The sequence below is a fragment of the Ruegeria sp. HKCCA5463 genome, from assembly GCF_013034175.1.
In the GTDB taxonomy this organism is placed as follows: Bacteria; Pseudomonadota; Alphaproteobacteria; order Rhodobacterales; family Rhodobacteraceae; genus Ruegeria.
Map to the genome: position 1 here is coordinate 1,087,157 of NZ_WQFL01000001.1, position 17,477 is coordinate 1,104,633.

The following is a 17,477-nucleotide window of genomic DNA, read 5'->3' on the forward strand; positions in this document are numbered from 1 at the left end:
ATAGTCACGCGCGCAAACGATCCCGATGGCGGGCCAGCCAGTAAGCCAGAGACACCAGCTGCAAATCCTTGAAAAGATGACGGTCTGTCATATCGATGAATTCGTCGAACGGCAGAATCCGACTGCGAATATCTTCGCCTTCTGTGTCCAGGCCACCGGTGATGGTTGTCTGGGTCAAGTTGCCAAGCCCGACATAGAGATACATGAAACCCGTCGACGACCCGCTGGAGGAATACGCCCCGCCCGCATATTCCAGCCTGTCAAATCGAACTCCGGCTTCTTCCATGGCTTCGCGATGTGCCGTCTGTTCCGGCGTTTCGCCGGGGTCGATCATCCCGGCAACCGCTTCCCAAAGCCAGGGCTCTGGATCGTCGATCAAAAACACCGGCGGTCTGAACTGCTCGACCAGAAGCACGGTGTCGCGGATCGGGTCATATGGCAGAACGGACACCGCGCTGCCCTGCATCAAACCGCCCCGGTGCAGCACGGGACCCATGCTGCCGTCATGCTGCCGGTGTTGAAGATCTATTTCCTCCATCCCAAAATAGTCGACGTAAACGCGTTCGTGCCGGTGGACGATCACGTCTTCGGCTATGTTCCGCGGATCGCCGGTTCGTCGTTGCTTGGCCATGATCTTTGCCCAGGCGCGGGTTTGAATGGCGCGGACGCTGCGCGCCATGGTTTTGGGATCGACTTTGCCGAAATAGGCCATTTCTTCTTCGGCAGCGAGCGCCGTAACCTCGCCCAATTTGTCTGCCCAGCCCTGCAACGACCACAACTCACCGGGTTGCCACGCGCCCGGGGTCGGAAAAAAGACCTGCGCCTGTGCTTCGCCCCCGTCCTCCAGAATGACATTCAACGATTTCAGGTCATAGTCGAAGGATCCTTCGTAATAAGCCAGTCTGGCCAGATCATCGGAGGACAGGCCCTGCACCAGCAGACCTTCGGCAGCGGCACCCTTGGCGGGCAGGATCATCGGGAAATCTTGCCCCTGGACCGCGTGAACCGCGTGATCGCACAGCTTGGCAGCGTGAAACGTTATTTCGCTCAGCGGACGGCCCAGGACACGCTGCAACAACGGCAGATACCGCAACGTTCCATAGAAGAACAAATCAGACAAATTCAATCTCTCTTGTGACGAAACGGTTCAGCGCCATTTGCGGCTGGCCTGTTCCGTGGCCAGACCGGCGACAACGGCGCCAAGTGCGAGTGCAACCAGAATTTCGGGATAGATAAGCTGCTTACCATAATCGATACCAATCGAAAAAATGGCCATCACAGCTTCGAACGGGCCGCCATATCGATTGCGCATCGCAAGGTCGAACATGCGGTAGCATCCCTGCACAAACAGCGCCCAGAAAACCAGCGAAGCAACGCCGGTCAGGCCGTTATTAATACCCGCTGTCCAACCACGCCCAGCGCGCTTGCCCATGATTTTCCAACCACAGATCGCACCAAGAGCCATGTTCACATAGGTGAAGTAGCCATAGTCCTTACCCTCTTCACCGTTATCGATAACCATGCCTGAAACAAGAAAGGCCAGCACGACGAGACAAACAGCGGCGACGAGACGCGAGGCAGTGGGCATGTGACGGTCCGTGAGTTAACTTGGTTTTGCTATTGTGATCTGTGTCACATCGCAATTGCCCGTGTCAAAGGCCGCACCGCACGCAGTCAAATAATAATTCCACATGCGGCGGAAACGCTCATCAAACCCCATGTCCGAGATCTGATCCCATTTGTCGTTGAACGTTTCATACCAACGGCGCAGAGTCAGATCATAGCTTTTCCCGAATTCCTTCGAATGCACGACTTTCAACCCGGCCTGATCGATCTGCTGACGCAGGATGGTCGGCGACGGTAGCATCCCGCCGGGAAAGATATATTTCTGAATGAAATCAACGCCATTCTTGTAAAAATCCCAGCGATGATCACCCACCGTGATGATTTGCAAGGTTGCCTGGGCACCGGGCTTCAACCGCTCACGAACGGTTTCGAAATAGACCGGCCAGTATTTCTGACCCACGGCCTCAAACATTTCGATGGATGCGATGCCGTCATAGACCCCGCGTTCATCCCGATAGTCTTGAAGCTTGAATTCAACTCGATCTGATAAACCTGCTTTTTCAATACGTTCCTTGGCGTACTTGAATTGCTCCTCACTGATGGTCAGGCCGGTGACACGCAAACCCCGTTCCTTTGCGGCATATTCCGCGAAGCCGCCCCAGCCACATCCGATCTCCAGTACATGGTCACCCGGTTTGGCACCCATCTCATCCACAAGACTTGCGTATTTGGCTATCTGGGCCTTCTCGAGGCTTTCCTGCCCAGACTCAAAAATCGCGCTGGAATAGGTCATCGTGTCATCCAGCCAAGAACTGTAAAATTCGTTACCCAGATCGTAGTGATACGAGATGTTCTTTTTGGCTTGCGCCCTGTTGTTTCTGTGCAGCCAGAACCGCAGCCGTTCATAGGCCTGAACAAGAAACTGGCCCGTAAACCCGTCATAAACGGTCTCGGTTCCAAGATGCACAAGATCCATGAAAGACCGCAGATCGGGTGTGCTCCAATGTCCGTCCAGATACGCATCGGAGAAACCCAGTTCACCTTCGCGGATCAGGCGCGCAAAGACATCGTCGTCGTGAATATCGACCTGCGCCACCGGCCCGGGCTTTGCGCCTTCTGCGCGAAACGTACGACCGTCGGGTAGTCTGATATCAAGACGCCCGGTTTCCATCCGGTTCAACATTTTAAAGACTTGGGCGAAATATCTGGGCAGGTCTTTTTGCCCTTCGGTCGTCGTCAGGATCATCCGCTCTCCCCTCTGCGGTACGCGTATAAAGCTAGGCGGCGAAATTGTTTCTGGCAAGTTTTCAGTTCCTTAGTGGGATTTTCGGCTTTCATATGCGCGCAAGGCGCGGGTCCGCCCTTCGGGCAATTCGACTATGGGTTTGGGGTATTCCGCATCCGGACGCAGCCCCCATGAACGCGGGACGGCATCAAAATACGACAGGGCGGTCTTGCTGGGTTCGGAATAACCTTCGGCAATCCAGCGATGCGTATAATTGCCGTCGGGATCGAATTTCTCGGCTTGCGTCTTGGGATTGAAAATCCGGAAAAACGGGGATGCATCGGGCCCAGATCCAGCAACCCATTGCCAACCCATGGCATTGCAGGCCGGATCCCAGTCGATCAGGCAATCCTCAAACCAACTCATCCCTATTTTCCAGTGGGTCATAAGATGCTTGGTCAGATAGCTTGCGACAATCATCCGAGCCCGGTTATGCATTCGACCCGTCACATACATTTGCCGCAGCCCAGCATCGACAACAGGTATTCCAGTTCTGGCCTGCCGCCACGCGGTGACTTCGGGATGGTCCGGATCGGTATTCCAAGGAAAACTGTCCCATTCCGGCTTCCAGTTGGAAGCCACCAGTTGGGGCGTGTGATACATCAGGTGATAGGCAAACTCGCGCCAGATGAGTTGACGTAGATAGGCATCGGCACCGGGTGTACCGGTCAACGCGGCCCTTTGGACCATATGCCAGACTGTACGCGGCCCGATTTCACCCAAAGACAGGTATTCCGACAGGTTAGACGTTCCGTCCTGATCCAACCTGTCCCGGTTGCTGGAATAGTGGGAAAGTCGCCCAAGAAACGCCTGGAGGTGATCCAGAGCGGCCTGTTCGCCGGGTTTTACATGAGGGCGAACGACAGCCGCGCCCCTGTTCATGGCATCCCCCATCTGCCAATCGCTCAATTTGTCAGAAGCGGGCCACGACAACGGGGCCTGCAAATCGGCAACCCGCGCGTCGGGAAATTGTACATCCCGCCCCTGAACCGCACGCCACATGGGCGTGTAGACCCGAAACGGGTTTCCTGTTTTTGTAGCGACAGTCCAGGGTTCGAAAAGAAGATGCCCGGCAAATGACTTTGCCGTCACTCCTTCTTTTGTAAGCACAGACTTGATCGTCTTGTCGCGTTCGATTGAGGCCGGATCGTAAGCGCGAGACCAGAAGACTGAGGTTGCGCCGGTCTCGGCCATGACCTGTTGCACCTGTTCAAGTGCGTCGCCGCGTCGGAAAATCAGTCGGCTGCCCATATTGGCCAGTGACGCTGTGAAAGCCTCCAACCCCAAGCCCAACCGCCACTTCGGCGCGGCCCCCATCTGTTCGACAAGGTGGTCATGAATAAACAAAGGAATGACCGGACGGCCACTTTCGGCCGCTGCAGTCAACGCGGGGTGGTCCGACAGACGCAAGTCCCGTCGAAACCACAAAATGATCGGAGCCTGCTGTTGCTTCACAATACGCCCTTGAGGTTTTTTGATTTCTACGCACCCTCAAGAGTAGTGGATCACAAAACGCGCTCAAGAGCCTCTAAAAGCTGATCAATTTCCTGCTTCGTGGTGTAGTGGGTGAAGCTGACCCTCAAAACACCCTGCGCTGGGTCGACGCCCATCGCCTGCAAGGGGCGCACCGCATAGAAGTCTCCGCCACCAGCCATGACACCATATTGCGCCAGTTCCGCCGCAACCGGTTCAGCCGGACAGTTCAACGAAAGCGCGACGGTGGGCGCGCGCCGACTGGCGTCGGAAGGACCGATCAGGCGCACAGCGTTTCGATCCTTTACCGCATCCAGAACCGGTTGCAGCAATGACTCTTCGTGTGATTGCATCAGATCGTGGACAAATACGCCCTGCTCCGCCGCGCCCGCCTCAGGCCCGCCATGGTGGGCGCAAAGCAGCTCAACATAATCCGCCATACCTGCACTGGCCGAAATCTGCGCGTGATCGGGTCCCGCCGGGGTGAACCGCTTGTACAGGACGTCACCGTTGAAATAATGCGCCTGGTTGGGCAACAGCTCACCCAATGTGCGGCGGACCACCATGCACCCCTGGTGCGGGCCATAGGTCTTGTACGCAGAAAACAAATAGATATCCGGCCCCAGATCGCCAACATTCGGAAATCCGTGCGGGGCGTAGGATACGCCATCAACGCAGACAAACGCACCCGCCGCATGCGCAATAGCAGTGATCTCGGTGACCGGATTGATCTCGCCAACGACATTTGAGCAATGCGGGAAACAGACCAGACGCACTTTTTCGTCCAGCATGTTTTCCAGATCCTGAGGGTTCAGCGACCCGGTTTCGGGGTCGATTTGCCATTCCCTCACCTCTATCCCGGCCTCGACCAGACGACGCCACGGGCCAGAGTTGGCTTCGTGATCCTGATTGGTCACGACGATTGCCTCGCCGGGCTTCATCCATTGCCGGAACGCCTGCGCCAGGACATAGGTGTTCTGGGTGGTTGAAGGACCAAAACTCAGTTCATCCGTGTCGACGCCCAGAATGGCAGCCATACGCGCACGCGCCTCGTCCATTTCGGCGCCCGCAAGGCGGCTGGCCTCATATGGGGCGTAAGGCTGAACCTTGCGCTGCGTGTAGAACCGCGTCAGCCGGTCGATCACTGGTTTGCAGGTGTAAGACCCACCTGCATTTTCGAAGAACGCCTGCCCTTGCAGGCTGGGTTCTGAAAAGGCCGGGAACTGCGCCCGAACGAAATCGATATCCAGAGAGCTCATGCCTCATTGCTCCTTAGTTGTGCAGTCAGATCAATGAGATGCCCGCGCATGTTTCCGGACATCTCAGAAATCATGGCAGGTCTTCCAGCCCAGCCTGTGCTTGGGCCTTTGGCCGACGAAACACGGGGCAGCCCTTCGCCTTGGAAGGACACCGATACTTAGACAGGGCCGCCCACAACCGTCAAGCGAAAGCAAAACGCAAAAGCCCCGGCTCGACGCCGGGGCTTTGAAAGCTTGCGGAATTGTCCGGCGATTCCTCTCGCCTCAACCCTGAACCTTGGTATAGGTCCCTTCGCCCGCGAGAATTCCTCGGAAGCCGCCGGGCTCATCAAGTCCGAAGACGATCAGGGGCAGATTGTTGTCGCGTGCCAAGGCAATGGCCGAAGCATCCATGACCCGCAAACGTTTGGCCAGCACGTCATCATAGGTCACGGTATCATAGCGTGCGGCGTCAGCATGTTCCGCTGGGTCTTTGTCATACACGCCATCCACTCCGTTCTTGCCCATGAAGATCGCCTCGCACGCCATTTCGTTGGCGCGCAGGGTGGCTGCGGTGTCTGTCGTGAAATACGGGTTGCCAGTACCGGCGGCGAAAATACAGACCCGCTTTTTCTCGAGGTGCCGAACAGCCCGGCGGCGGATATAGGGTTCGCACACCTCGTCCATGCGAATGGCCGAGATCACGCGGGTGAACACTCCGATCTCTTCCAGTGCGGATTGCATCCCCAGCGCGTTCATCACCGTGGCCAACATACCCATATAATCCGCCGTTGTCCGCTCCATGCCTTGGGCTGAACCGCTCAGGCCGCGAAAAATGTTTCCGCCACCGATGACCATGCAAATCTCAACGCCCAGATCGTGAACCGATTTCACTTCCTGCGCGATGCGTTGAACGGTTGGCGGGTGCAAGCCGAATCCCTGATCCCCCATCAACGCCTCGCCTGAGATTTTCAACATGACCCGATTGTACTTTGTTTTCGGGGTCTCGGCTGTTTCAGAAGAAGGGGAAAGGCTCATGTTGCGCTCCGGGCTGGCACGGGGTTAATTTCCGGCGCAAAATGAAGCAAAAGCTCCGCAGGTTCAATGCGGTTGGTGAGGATAGAGGCAACCGCGCATGACCCGGCGATCAACAGACCTGCTTTTTCGGCAACTGCCGCCTGTTCCGGACGACAAGCCGGTTCTGATCGCGGGGCCTACGGCATCCGGGAAATCAGCGCTGGCGCTGGAGATCGCCGAACGCCATGGCGGGGTTATCGTCAATGCGGATGCAAGCCAGGTTTATGACTGCTGGCGCGTCATCTCGGCCCGTCCGTCCGCCCAGGAAGAAACCCGCGCGCCGCATCTGTTGTACGGGCACGTCGCCTATGATCAGGATTATTCCACCGGCCATTGGCTGCGCGAGGTCCTGCCCCTGCTAACGGGGCATCAACGCCCGATCATTGTCGGTGGGACAGGATTGTATTTCTCGGCCCTGACCGAAGGCATGGCCCAAATCCCTGCGACGCCACCCGAAGTTCGGGCCGAGGCCGATCAGATGCCCATGGCAGACCTTCTGGAGGGGGTCGATGCAGACACGCTTGCAAAGCTGGACATACACAACCGTGCCCGCGTGCAACGCGCATGGGAGGTGCAGCGCGCCACAGGTCGCAGCCTGTTGTCCTGGCAAGCCGAAACGCCCCCACCGGCACTTCGGCTGAACGAGACCCTACCGGTCGTTTTTGACGTTGATAAAGCATGGCTGCTGAACAGGATAGAACGCCGCTTTGACCAGATGCTGGAACAGGGCGCGATCGAGGAAGTGCGTGCCATGCAGGACCGGTTCGATCCCACCCTTCCGGCCTGCAAGGCCATAGGCGTGCCGGAACTCAGGGCATATCTGGACGGCGCGATGACTTTGGATCAGGCGCGAGAGCGCGCAACCATAGCGACACGGCAGTTCGCCAAGCGTCAGCGCACCTGGTTTCGCGCCCGAATGAAGGCCTGGAATCACGTCGATCCCTCTTGTTAGTACCCGGCTCTTTTGACTTTGCAAAAGCAAGGCGCCGCCAAGTCTCAAAGCTTAAGAGAACTTAATGATTTGCTGCAATTTCCCTTAACAAACTAAGAAAACAATGGGGAAACCGGCATCGCTTTGGGCTGCCAGAAGAAATGCTTCTCCACGACTTCAACTGATCGCGAATGTCGTTTTTGTACTACTTATGACGATTTCGAACATTGACCTTATCTGAAATCTGGTGCCGAATAACGACATGGGGATGAACAGAGTCCAAAAAACAAAATCCTTCGCTCTGGCGACCGTAAGAAACCGGGTCGCGTAGAGCCATAATCAATCAACAAAATCAGTGTCACAGGGAGACATCCATGACGAATACCGTATCCACCGAAGACAAGGTGCACTGGGCGGCAGCGATGCACGCTCAGGAATACCGCGACGGCAAGTTAAGCCGAAGGGAATTCATGACACGCGCAACCAGTCTTGGGGTTACTGCCGCAGCGGCCTATGGCATGATCGGATTGCCGACACCTGCTTTGGCCGAAACAGCAAAACAGGAAGGCGGCACGCTGCGTGTGCAGCAGGAAGTCCGCGCCCTCAAAGATCCCAGAACTTATGACTGGTCGCAGATCGCAAACGTGACGCGCGGCACGCTGGAATATCTGGTCGAGTACAACTCGGACGGCTCGTTCCGCGGCATGCTGCTGGAAAGCTGGGAAGTCAACGACGACGCGACCGTCTACACTCTGAATGTCCGTCCGGGCGTCAAGTGGAACAATGGCGACGATTTCACGGCTGACGACGTTGCCCGCAACATCGCGCGCTGGTGTGACAAGAGCTCGGAAACCAACTCGATGGCGGGCCGCTTTGCAACCCTGATTGACGCGGATACCGGTCAGGCCGGTGAGGGTGTCATCGAAGTCGTCGACGCAACCACGGTCAAACTGAACCTGCCAAAGCCGGATATCACCCTTATTCCGGGCATGGCCGACTATCCCGGCGCGATTGTTCACAGCTCGTTCAGCGAGACTGACCTGCTGAACAATGTGGGAACCGGCCCATATCTGATGGACGAACTTGAGGTTGGCGTTAAAGCCGTTCTGGTTCGCAACCCGGATCACACCTGGTGGGGTGAAGAAGTGTATGGCCGCCCTGCCCTGGATCGTATCGAGTACATCGACTACGGAACCGACCCTTCTGCCTGGTTGGCGGCGCTGGAATCCGACGAAGTCGACATGCTGTATGAATCGGTGGGTGAATTCATCGACGTGATGGACGGGCTTGGCTATGTGAAGTCAGAAGTGGTGACCGCCGCGACCATCGTTATTCGTCCCAACCAGCTGGCCGAGATCGACGGGCAGAAGCCTTATGCGGACAAACGTGTCCGGCAGGCCCTTCAGATGGCCGTAGACAATTCAGTTTGTTTGGAACTGGGCTATGGCGGTCGCGGAGCGCCGGCGGAAAACCATCACGTGGCGCCGCTGCATCCGGAATATGCCGAGCTTCCGCCGCAAAAGGTTGATCCAGCAGCAGCCAAGGCGTTGATGGACGAAGCCGGTTTCGGAGATTTCGAGCACGAGATCATCTCGATCGACGATGACTGGCGTCGCAACACCACAGATGCCGTTGCCGCGCAGCTGCGCGATGCCGGGATCAAAGTCAAGCGGACCGTTCTGCCGGGCAATACCTTCTGGAACGACTGGGCCAAGTACCCGTTCAGCTCGACCAACTGGAACCCGCGTCCGTTGGGTGTTCAGATTTGGGCGCTTGCTTATCGTACGGGCGAAGCCTGGAACGAGTTCGGCTATGCGAGCCCCGAGTTTGACGCCATTCTGGAAGAGGCGCTGGCCATTGCCGACGCGGACAAGCGTCGCGAAGTCATGGCGCGTGGCGAAGCACTGCTTCAGGAAGATGGGGTTACTATTCAGCCCTATTGGCGCTCGCTCTATCGCCACATGAAAGAGGGTCTTGTTGGAACCGACATGCATGTGACCTTCGAACACCATCACTACAAGTGGGGCTGGGCTGCCTAAGCACTGCAATCCACACACGAGGGGCGCCTGACACGGGCGCCCCTTTCCAGCCGCAGACTTGCCGACGCGGGGTCGGACGTCCGAGGCCAGAAAATGGTCCAATGATCTGCGGAATACCTGAACAACAGGGGCCACCATGGGACTATTTATCCTACGACGGTTCGGAGTGATGCTGCTTACGGCATTATGTCTGACATTCGTCGTCTTTTTCCTGACCAACCTATACCCGAACCTTGAAAAGCTGGCGAAAACGCAGGGCAACCAGCGTATGTCGGATGAGCAGGTCGAAGCCTGGTTGGAAAACCGCGGTTATCTTCAACCCACACTTGTAAAATACGGCCAATGGCTGGGCGTGATGCCCGGCTTCCAGAAAACACTGGACGATGGCCAGTTTGTGGGTACCTGCACAAGACCCGGTTCAACGGCAGAGGATACGGCTAGATACTGCGGTGTTCTTCAGGGCGATTGGGGATACTCGACCGTATTCAAGGACGAAGTCGGAACCATCGTCGGAAAACGTCTCGGAAATACCGGTTACCTGATGTTTTGGGTTCTGGTCCTGATGGTGCCATCTGCACTGATCGTCGGTGTTCTGGCCGGGATGCGCGAGGGATCGGCACTGGATCGGTCTCTATCCACATTTTCGATCATCACGACGGCAACACCGGAGTACGTGTCCGGCGTTATCTTCATCGCGATCTTCACCTCATCCACTGTTGGATTGAAGTGGTTCAAAGGAACCGCGACGCAAGCGATGGAGAACCCGACATTCGAGAACTTCTTCCTGCCGGTTCTGACCATTGCTCTATATGGAATGGGCTATATCGCGCGCATGACCCGTGCCTCGATGACCGAGGTGATGACGGCGCAGTACATCCGAACTGCACGCCTTAAGGGGGTGTCATTCCCGAACATCGTCATGAAACACGCGTTGCGCAACGCACTGATCGCGCCGTTCACGGTTATCATGCTGCAGTTCCCATGGCTGCTGAACGGCGTGGTAATCGTTGAAACCCTGTTCAACTACAAGGGTTTCGGCTGGGCGCTTGTTCAGGCAGCAGGCAACAACGACATTCAGCTTCTGCTGGCGATCTCGGTCGTGTCGGTCTTTGTGGTTCTGATAACGCAGCTGATCTCGGATATCGGCTATGTTTACCTCAACCCGCGCATCCGCATTTCATAAGGAGGGTGAGATTATGGAACCACTAACCTGGACCGGCTCTATCGCCTTCCTGAACCCGCTGCTGATGATTGCACTGGCCGCACTTTTGCTGTCGATCCTGGTCTGGATCATCGCCAGTATCTTTTTGCCTGAACAGCAGATTGTCGTGAATCCGGATGGATCCGTCAGTTCTGGCGGCGGTGTCCGTGGATTGATCCAGCTTGCGCTGCATTACAGTTTCCTTGCCAGCGTGGGATTGGCCGTGACTTATCTGGTGCTGGGCGTCCTGATGGGCACTGGCGCAGGGATCATCGGCGCCATTTCCCAGCAATTCCTGCCTGTATGGGTCGCGCTGATCATCATGTTCGCCATGTCCATCGCCTTCAAACGACGGTTGGGGTTGTACGGCAAACTGTATGACAGTCCCATCGGAATGATCGGCTTTGGCCTTGTGATGTTCTGGGTCTTTACCGGCATCTTCGGCGCGCTTGATCTGATCGTGACCCATGACCCGCTGACACAGATCTCTGGCATGAAGAACAAAGTGCCGGGAACGCCTCTGCCAAATCTGGAGGACGGTGAGTATGCCTGGTATCTTCTGGGCGGTGACAATCTGGCGCGTGACGTATTCAGCCGGATGGTCAAGGGGGCCTGGGTTGTGGTGCAGATTGCACCGCTGGCAACGATGTTCGCCTTTATGGTCGGCATTACGCTGGGGCTTCCCGCCGGCTACTATGGGGGACGTTTTGATACGTTCCTGTCCTTCCTCGCCAACCTGATCCTCGCCTTCCCCGTGATCCTGCTGTTCTACCTGCTGGTGACGCCAGAGATCGTGGCGACCGGGGTGCCGAACTACATGGCGGCCGTGCTGTTCGTGTTCCCGATTCTGTTCATCGGCGTATTGCTGAATTCGCGCTATTACACGCGCCCGAATTTCCGTACGCCGTTGCTGATCGGTGTTCTGGGTGTTGCGATCTGGCTGTATTTGTCGCTGATCTCCACCGGTGGTTACGTCATCAATACCGACGCCTATCGGATCTGGGGACTACCAACATATCTGGATCTGTTCGATATCCCTGGCGGCATTCTTGTGGTTTTCGTTTCAGTGGTCTTTGTGAACTCGCCCACGGTGTTCCGCATCGTGCGTGGTTTGGCGCTGGACATCAAAACCCGAGACTATGTGGCTGCGGCCCAGACCCGTGGCGAGGGTCCCTGGTACATCATGCTGTGGGAAATCCTGCCCAACGCCCGTGGCCCCCTGATCGTCGATTTCTGTCTGCGCATCGGGTACACCACCATTCTTCTGGGGACTTTGGGCTTCTTCGGACTGGGCCTTCCGCCGGAAAGCCCGGACTGGGGATCCACGATCAACGAGGGGCGCAAGCTGCTGTCGATCTACCTGCACCCTGCCCTTCCTCCTGCGTTTGCCCTGCTGTCGCTGGTTCTTGGTCTGAACCTGCTGGCTGACGGTCTTCGCGAGGAAAGCCTGAAGGACTGATGTGATCGAGGCCGGGGGGCCAGCCCCCCGGACCCCCCGGGATATTTTTGGCCAGATGAAGGGGATCCCCGCATTTGGTGAGGAGTAAGCAAAATGAGCAAAATGGCGGATTATGACGGCCCGATCCTGGAGATCGACAAGCTGTCCATCTCATTCTTTACCCGCCTGCGGGAAATCCCCGCCGTGATGGATTTCTCGGTCAGCGTAGAGCCCGGCGAAGCCGTGGGGCTGGTTGGTGAATCCGGTTGTGGCAAATCGACCGTGGCACTGGGCGTGATGCAGGATCTTGGCAAGAACGGTCGCATCGTCGGAGGCACGATAAAATTCAAGGGCCGCGATCTGGCAGAGATGTCGGCCGAAGAGTTGCGCGACATTCGCGGCAATGAAATCGCGATGATCTATCAGGAACCGATGGCATCGCTGAATCCGGCGATGAAGATCGGCAAACAATTGATGGAAGTGCCGATGATCCACGAGGGGGTGAGTCAGGAAGAGGCTTATTCCCGCGCGCTGGAAGTGGTGACGGATGTTCGCCTGCCAGACCCCGAGCGGATGTTGAATTCATTTCCGCACCAACTGTCGGGTGGTCAGCAGCAGCGGATCGTGATTGCGATGGCGCTGATGTCGAAACCGGCGCTGTTGATCCTGGATGAGCCGACAACAGCTTTGGACGTGACGGTCGAGGCCGCTGTGGTCGAACTGGTCAAGGATCTGGGCAAGAAATACGGCACTTCGATGTTGTTTATCTCGCACAATCTCGGGCTGGTTCTGGAAACCTGCGACCGTCTGTGCGTGATGTATTCGGGTGAAGCGGTCGAGCGTGGCTCGATCAAGGATGTGTTCGACGAGATGCAGCACCCTTATACACAGGCGCTGTTCCGTTCGATCCCGCTGCCGGGGGCTGACAAGAACACGCGTCCGCTGGTGGCTATTCCGGGGAACTTCCCATTGCCCCACGAGCGGCCTCCGGGTTGCAACTTTGGACCGCGGTGCGACTATTTCGAAGAGGGGCGCTGTGACGCGAAGGAAATCCTGATGGAGGCGGTGCCCGGCAATGACCGGCACCACACCCGGTGCCTTAAATTCCAGGAAATCGACTGGAACACCCCACTTGCGCTGGCCGATCAGAAAGAAAAAGGCGAGATCGGCCGAACGGTTCTGAAAATGGACAACCTCAAGAAGTATTACGAGGTTGCGGCAAATGCCTTGTTTGGCGGCGGTGAGAAGAAGGTGGTGAAGGCCAACGAAACGCTCAGCTTCGAGGCGCACGAATCCGAGACACTGGCCATCGTGGGGGAATCCGGCTGCGGCAAGTCCACCTTCGCCAAGGTCCTTATGGGGTTGGAGACGGCCACAGACGGGCAGATCCTGCTGGACAACCGCAACATCGAACAGGTGCCCATCGAAGAACGCGATGCCAAGACGATCGGCGAAGTTCAGATGGTTTTCCAGAACCCGTTCGACACGCTGAATCCGTCGATGACCGTTGGCCGTCAGATCATCCGGGCGCTTGAAATCTTCGGTGTCGGAAACTCTGAAGCCGAGCGCAAGAAGCGGATGCTGGAACTGCTTGATCTGGTGAAGCTGCCGCGCGCCTTTGCAGACAGGATGCCGCGGCAGCTGTCCGGTGGGCAGAAACAGCGCGTGGGTATCGCGCGCGCCTTTGCCGGCGATGCACGTATCGTTGTGGCGGACGAACCCGTCTCGGCGCTGGATGTGTCGGTTCAGGCTGCCGTGACGGATCTGTTGATGGAGATACAGCGACAGCACAAGACCACGCTGCTGTTCATCAGCCACGATCTGTCCATCGTGCGTTACCTCAGTGACCGGGTCATGGTGATGTATCTGGGCCATGTCGTAGAGTTGGGCACCACGGATCAGGTCTTTGCCCCGCCCTATCACCCCTATACCGAGGCGCTGCTGAGCGCGGTTCCGATTGCGGATACCTCGATCGAAAAGCAGCATATCGTTCTGGAAGGCGATATTCCCTCGGCCATGAACCCGCCACCGGGCTGTCCGTTCCAGACGCGTTGCCGATGGAAATCCGAGGTGCCTGACGGTCGGTGCGAATCCCACGTGCCGCCGGTGCAGACGCTGGCGGATGGGCACCAGATCAAATGCCACCTGGCCGAAGATATACTGGCCCGGATGGAGCCGGTGATCAAAGTCGCGGCGGAGTAAACCCGTTTCTGAACCTTGAAAAAGGGCCGGTCAGGGACCGGCCCTTTCTTTTGGCGCCGTGGTTTCTTGGGGAGAGACAGGCGGCGCATGAGAGTGGCGTGAGTGGCGACCCCGGTAATTCGTCAGCCGGTCATGACGTTGTTGCCGAAATGCATGAATTCCTGGCTCATTCCGGCAATGTCACCGGCTTCAAGCTGAAGGCTGGCACTGTCGAGCATCTTGTAACTCTGCTGCCCCTTCACCCAGTCGTCGGCGGATTGCAGAGTGGTCAGTGTGTAGGATGTGACCTCATTCAGGTAGTGTGTGGGGATGATCACCTTGGGCTTGAGCTTGGATACGATGTCGTTGCCCTGATCGAAGCTGAGGATATGTTCCGAGCCATCAACCGGCAGCGTCAGAACATCCACCCGTCCGATCGCGTCCCAGAACTCCTGTGGCGGGTTGTGGCGGTTGTCGCCCCAGATCAGCGTTCGTATGCCGCCGGTCTCGACCAGATAGACGACCATATCCATGTGGCCCACGTTGTTCGGCGGGCAGGCTTCCACACCGAACTCGGCCAGCGCATTGGTCCAGTCATACCATCCCGGCGCGACGCAGGCGTGCTTGTCGGCAAAACCGGTGATCTTGATGTCTGCAAACTCGAAATTTCCCACCATGCGATCCAGCACCATGGTCGAACTTGGGCGTTCAATCGCATCGTGATCAAAATGGGCATGGGTCGACAGGGTGATATCCACCGGGATTTGCGGGAATTCGTTGCGGAACCAAAGCCCCCATGCGCCCGACGGATCATCGCGCCAGGGATCAAACAGCACTGTTGCGCCATTGGGCGAGGTGATCTTGATCGCACAGTGACCATAATAGTCGATGCCAACCGTCCCGGTGCTGGCCTGACCCGTTGCGCCTTGCAGATCGATCACGTGGTTGTTGTTGCCCGGCTGTAGCCACGCCTGAGACTGCGCCTGAGCCGGTCCTGCGCCCAGTACGGAAGCAGTCGCGCCGACACCGGCAGCCCCCGCCGCCATAAAGAAAGACCGGCGAGACAGCCCCGGCGCCAGATGATCCTTGTCCCCGTTCAGGATGGTTGGTTCCAGATCTTTGCGATCCATTTTTGTGTACCTCTCTGTTGGACATGTGCAGGTTTTCCGCACGTCCCAACCAAAGGTAACAAGCCAAGGCATCTTGGCTCAGACCGAAAAAATGGGGGCGGAATATGGGGGAAAACCCCATATTCCGTGTTCACGAAATCGAGAGCAAATGACTGCGCAGGTTCTGGCTGCGCCCTTCAAGGCCCAGCTTGCGGCGGATGTTGTTGCGGTGAAAATCGATTGTCGATGTTTCTCGGGACAGGGCCTTGGCGATGTCCTTGGTTGTTTTTCCAAACATGACCATCTGCGCAATCTCGATCTCGGTCGGGGTCATTGCTGCAAACGCATCCGTCAGTTTGTCCGACAATGAAGCCGTGATCTCGTTCAGGTTCTTCTCGGCCAACTCAAGATAGACATACTGCGCTTCGTCCCCGGAAAGCTGCGTTCGAACCTTTTCCAAATAGGGCAGAACTCGGCCGCGCACCTGTTCGACAATTTCGTGATCGCGGCCTTTGCGTTCGTCATCCAGACTGGACAGCAGGACGCGCAGCGCCGTGTTGGTTTCCTGCAGTTCACGGGTGCGATCCGCGACACGGGTTTCAAGCTGCGCCAGTGTTTCGTTGAGCTTCTCTTCCAGCGCGCGGCGCAGGTAAACCTCTTGCAACAAAGCCAAATCCGACTCGACCATGCGTGCGAACTGCGCCAACCCTTCGCGGAACAACAAGGCACGCCGGTTCTGCTTTCGATCCAGAACACAAATCGTTCCGAACACCGATCCATCGGGCCATTTCAGCGGCAGGCCGATGTAAAATGTCATCCCATGTTCCAGATCGTCATTGTCGGCCCAATCCGGATCGCAGGCTGCATCCTCAACCACCAGCTCTCCGTCCCGCTGCAGGACGCCCTGACAATAAAGTTTGGGATTCAACTGGAAACTCAAACCAACCGGATACGGGTTTTCGGGATGATCCGAAGTGATCAGCACCGCGTGATCCGGTGCGTCGGTTTTCATGATCAGGCTTGCGGGCACATCCGCCAATTCCGCGACCAGATCAACCAGTTGCTGCCAGTTGGCCAGCGTTTCTTGCGGAATCTCAGGGTGGTCAGCAGGCATGAGGAGACCTCACCAGTTACTGGACGATACCCTTTCAGATTAGTTGGACTGGTTGCGTCGGATCAAGAACCGGACGTTCTGCGCCGCGGCATCGGGATTAACCGCCCCAGATGACCTTCACGTAGTTCTGGGTTTCCTTGTATGGCGGTATGCCGCCATGCTTTTCCACCGCTTTTGGGCCGGCATTGTAGGCGGCCAAAGCCAGCGGCCAGGATTTGAACTTGCGATACTGCCAGGACAGGTATCTGGCCCCACCTTCGAGATTCTGCTTGGGGTCATGCGGGTTGACCCCCAGAAGCTCGGCGGTCTGAGGCATCAATTGCGCCAATCCCAGAGCACCCTTGTGAGACTTCGCGTGCGGGTTCCATCCGCTTTCCTGCTGAACAAGGCGCAGGAACAAGTCTTCGGGAATGTTGTGAAGGCGGGCAGCCTGTTTCGCCAGATCCAGATACTGGCCGCGATACTTGCCAGTATATCGCTTGCCGGTATGCGCACGGGATGTCTTGGGTTTCAACCTCGCGGAGTCGCGATACTGCGTCGCCGCACGGGAATCCAGAATCTTGGACTGCTTGAGGAAGATATCCTTGCGGCTTTTGGTAGATAGAGTTTGCGCCTGCACAGGCAAAACGGCCAGCACAAGGCAGACAACAGAAAACCCAGCAACCCAAGAACGCATCAATGCCTATCCTGCTCGATAAGAAACCAGTCGGATTATAGGTATTCCCACAAAAAATGAAAGCTTGGTAAAGGCCAAAGTAAGACTCTTGCCCAACACTGTTGTATCTACTGTTTTCATCCATGATGCAGGCCGTATAGGGTCTCACG

14 protein-coding genes are annotated in these 17,477 nt (G+C 56.9%); 5 read left to right on the top strand and 9 right to left on the bottom strand.

The genetic code is table 11. From position 1 onward, the window contains the following. Positions 1–4 precede the first annotated feature (4 nt). From GOW09_RS05445 to pyrH, 6 genes are all read right to left on the bottom strand, one after another. Complete coding sequence (locus tag GOW09_RS05445) at positions 5–1,120, bottom strand: NUDIX domain-containing protein (protein WP_171116260.1); 1,116 nt, start codon at positions 1,118–1,120, stop codon at positions 5–7. A gap of 27 nt (positions 1,121–1,147) precedes the next feature. Continuing rightward, positions 1,148–1,588 carry a TrgA family protein gene (locus GOW09_RS05450; protein WP_171116261.1) on the bottom strand — a complete coding sequence of 147 codons (441 nt, stop codon included), beginning with the start codon at positions 1,586–1,588 and terminating at the stop codon, positions 1,148–1,150. 15 nt (positions 1,589–1,603) lie between these two features. Continuing rightward, positions 1,604–2,812 carry a cyclopropane-fatty-acyl-phospholipid synthase family protein gene (locus GOW09_RS05455; RefSeq protein ID WP_171116263.1) on the bottom strand — a complete coding sequence of 403 codons (1,209 nt, stop codon included), beginning with the start codon at positions 2,810–2,812 and terminating at the stop codon, positions 1,604–1,606. Between the two features lie 69 nt (positions 2,813–2,881). Beyond that, on the bottom strand, positions 2,882–4,306 hold the full coding sequence (locus GOW09_RS05460) for a deoxyribodipyrimidine photo-lyase (RefSeq protein WP_171116265.1): 1,425 nt from the start codon (positions 4,304–4,306) through the stop codon (positions 2,882–2,884). A 50-nt stretch (positions 4,307–4,356) separates the two neighbouring features. Beyond that, positions 4,357–5,583, bottom strand: a complete 1,227-nt coding sequence (locus tag GOW09_RS05465) for an aminotransferase class V-fold PLP-dependent enzyme (RefSeq protein ID WP_171116267.1) — start codon at positions 5,581–5,583, stop codon at positions 4,357–4,359. 264 nt (positions 5,584–5,847) lie between these two features. Beyond that, positions 5,848–6,600 carry a UMP kinase gene (gene pyrH / locus GOW09_RS05470; RefSeq protein WP_171116269.1) on the bottom strand — a complete coding sequence of 251 codons (753 nt, stop codon included), beginning with the start codon at positions 6,598–6,600 and terminating at the stop codon, positions 5,848–5,850. Positions 6,601–6,697: 97 nt separating this feature from the next. Here pyrH and miaA point away from each other — a divergent pair, with 97 nt between their 5' ends. From miaA to GOW09_RS05495, 5 genes are all read left to right on the top strand, one after another. Next, a complete protein-coding gene (gene miaA, locus GOW09_RS05475) occupies positions 6,698–7,591 on the top strand; it encodes a tRNA (adenosine(37)-N6)-dimethylallyltransferase MiaA (protein WP_171116271.1) in 894 nt (297 codons plus the stop codon). 353 nt (positions 7,592–7,944) lie between these two features. After that, the gene (locus GOW09_RS05480; protein WP_152457771.1) at positions 7,945–9,609 is read left to right on the top strand and encodes an ABC transporter substrate-binding protein; all 1,665 of its coding nucleotides are present in this window, start codon (positions 7,945–7,947) and stop codon (positions 9,607–9,609) included. 136 nt (positions 9,610–9,745) lie between these two features. After that, complete coding sequence (locus GOW09_RS05485) at positions 9,746–10,792, top strand: ABC transporter permease (protein WP_171116273.1); 1,047 nt, start codon at positions 9,746–9,748, stop codon at positions 10,790–10,792. A gap of 13 nt (positions 10,793–10,805) precedes the next feature. Beyond that, the gene (locus GOW09_RS05490; RefSeq protein ID WP_171116275.1) at positions 10,806–12,269 is read left to right on the top strand and encodes an ABC transporter permease; all 1,464 of its coding nucleotides are present in this window, start codon (positions 10,806–10,808) and stop codon (positions 12,267–12,269) included. A 93-nt stretch (positions 12,270–12,362) separates the two neighbouring features. Then, positions 12,363–14,450 (top strand): ABC transporter ATP-binding protein, encoded by a 2,088-nt coding sequence (locus GOW09_RS05495; protein ID WP_171116278.1) that lies wholly within the window; start codon positions 12,363–12,365, stop codon positions 14,448–14,450. Positions 14,451–14,572: 122 nt separating this feature from the next. On the opposite strand, the gene GOW09_RS05500 is transcribed toward GOW09_RS05495, so the two are convergent. The 3 genes from GOW09_RS05500 to GOW09_RS05510 all read right to left on the bottom strand — a co-directional run bounded on the left by GOW09_RS05500 (position 14,573) and on the right by GOW09_RS05510 (position 17,328). Beyond that, positions 14,573–15,559 (bottom strand): MBL fold metallo-hydrolase, encoded by a 987-nt coding sequence (locus tag GOW09_RS05500; RefSeq protein WP_171116281.1) that lies wholly within the window; start codon positions 15,557–15,559, stop codon positions 14,573–14,575. Positions 15,560–15,689: 130 nt separating this feature from the next. Beyond that, positions 15,690–16,652, bottom strand: coding sequence for a LuxR C-terminal-related transcriptional regulator (locus tag GOW09_RS05505; protein WP_171116283.1), 963 nt, complete (start codon positions 16,650–16,652; stop codon positions 15,690–15,692). Between the two features lie 97 nt (positions 16,653–16,749). Next, positions 16,750–17,328 (bottom strand): lytic transglycosylase domain-containing protein, encoded by a 579-nt coding sequence (locus tag GOW09_RS05510; protein ID WP_152457765.1) that lies wholly within the window; start codon positions 17,326–17,328, stop codon positions 16,750–16,752. Positions 17,329–17,477: the final 149 nt, after the last annotated feature.